The sequence below is a fragment of the Variovorax sp. P4_D9 genome (assembly GCF_056401695.1).
Genome location: NZ_JBFUIU010001289.1, coordinates 1 through 1,788, shown reverse-complemented (window position 1 = coordinate 1,788; position 1,788 = coordinate 1). Strand labels below are relative to the sequence as shown.

At 64.2% G+C, this 1,788-nt stretch carries 2 protein-coding genes; both read right to left on the bottom strand.

All coding sequences use genetic code 11. The features are described 5' to 3' along the window. Positions 1–625: 625 nt before the first annotated feature. Positions 626–1,111, bottom strand: a complete 486-nt coding sequence (locus tag AC1DY5_RS54065; protein ID WP_478122429.1) for an RES family NAD+ phosphorylase — start codon at positions 1,109–1,111, stop codon at positions 626–628. Beyond that, the gene (locus AC1DY5_RS54060; protein ID WP_478122428.1) at positions 1,108–1,650 is read right to left on the bottom strand and encodes a hypothetical protein; all 543 of its coding nucleotides are present in this window, start codon (positions 1,648–1,650) and stop codon (positions 1,108–1,110) included. The genes AC1DY5_RS54065 and AC1DY5_RS54060 overlap by 4 nt, the downstream gene beginning before the upstream one ends. Between the last annotated feature and the right edge of the window lie 138 nt (positions 1,651–1,788).

Below are 1,788 nucleotides of genomic sequence, written 5' to 3'. Positions count from 1 at the left end.
GGGTGCGTTTGCGGACCTTGCCGTCCTCGCGGTAGGACTCGCGCAGGAGCACTGCGGCGGGCGAGTTGCGGTTCGGCACGGACTCGATGTACATGACTTCGTTTATAGAACCAATACAGAGCTAATTCAACAGAATAATGAACAATTTACATGGCTACAAATTGACACAAGAAAAAGGCCGAAACCCGCGCCAATGCTGGGTTACGGCCTGATCAATGCTTCAAAGTTCGGGCTAGGGATCAGGTTCTTCGTCGGCGGTTGGCATCACCCATTCGATGAGAAGCAAGGTCTCCCCGTCAGCAATAGCGGCCCGACAGCGACTGAGAATCGCCCGGGCCCGGTCCCAAGCCTGTAAAGCCGCCAGCTCGCTGAGACCGCAATATCCCTTGGTCGTGAATCGCCATCTGCGGATGCCTTGACATGGACATCGCGACCAACGTCGCAGTCGAAGGCTTCGTTGCTTCGATGACGTCCGAGCTCATCTGCCGATTTCACGCAACGACCTTCGAGCTCACTGGCGCACGACTGCGCGTTCCTGAAGCGGCCCTGACGCTCGCAGTGATGCATACAGCGTGGCGTGCCCGGCATGCCGCTCCATTCGGCGGGCGGCCGCGGATACCGATCCTCACGGGCAAAGGACCAGCTTGCCCTCGATACCGCCGGCTTCCAGACGGCGGTGCGCCTCGGACACCTCGTCGAAGGTGATGCGGTTGGCCACGCGGGGCCGGATGGCCCCGCGGGCCAGCAAGCCGAAGTCCGCGAACTGATGGTGCAGCGCCTCGGCCCATCTTGCGGTCGCGAGGTAGTCGCGGGCCGGGCTGATGATCAGCTCTTCCTTCGGTACCTTCAGCCGGTGCGGGCCCTCGCTCGTGAGGTCCACGAGCCGCAGATCGCGGCTTGGCATGAGTTCGCCATGGCCTCGCTGCGCAAAGAAGTCCAGATCCACGAACTTGTCGGCCGCATCGACCGGCACGTCGTGGAACCCGGTCTCGAAGATCTCGCAGTCCAGCGTCGAGCCACCGTACAGATAGGTAACGACCTTGCCCTTGACGTCCCAGATCGGCGAGAAACGTGTCGGCTTGTGCGGCGGGACCGGTGCGCGGCAGGTCAAGCCGCGCTCTCCTGGGCATCGCGCCTGGCGGCCGCAATGACAGCCTGTGGGTCCATGGTCAGCAGATCGACCGGCCGCGCACTGCCCGGCAGCCAGCCGTTGTTCGATGTGAACCACAGCGCCAGCTTCCACGGCGCCTTGCGCGCGCCGAAGGCCTCCAGCACATCGTGCACCGCCTTGATCGGCTTGGCGTCCTCGAACTGGAAGGCCGGATAGACGTCGCGTTCGCGCGCGGTCTTGTCCGGATGCGGTACGGCGAAGACCAGCCGGCGCTGGCGCCAGTTGTCGGCCAGYGCCGAGCGGTTGCTCGCCTGGGAACGATTGGCGCCCGCCAGCTGCTCCGCGGTGAAGTAGCCGAACTCGTTGAGGACGCGCGCGTGCCGGATGGCGAGTCGCTGGGCCATGTCCATCTCGACCGGACTGGGCACCAGCATGCGCTCAGTCATGAAGTCGACCACCTCCTCCATGTGACGCTCGCGCACGGCCGCCATCTTCTCGACCAGCAGACGGTCCAGCATCGACAGCGAGGCCAGCAGCATGCTGGAGGCGGCGGCGTCCTTTACCTCCAGCAAAGGTGCGGCCGGGGGTGCCCTGGCCTGGAACGTCGCGATAGGGCTGCACGGAGAGCAGATCGCCCTGCAGCGTGGCGGAAGCGGATTTGCCCATGGCGTGAACTC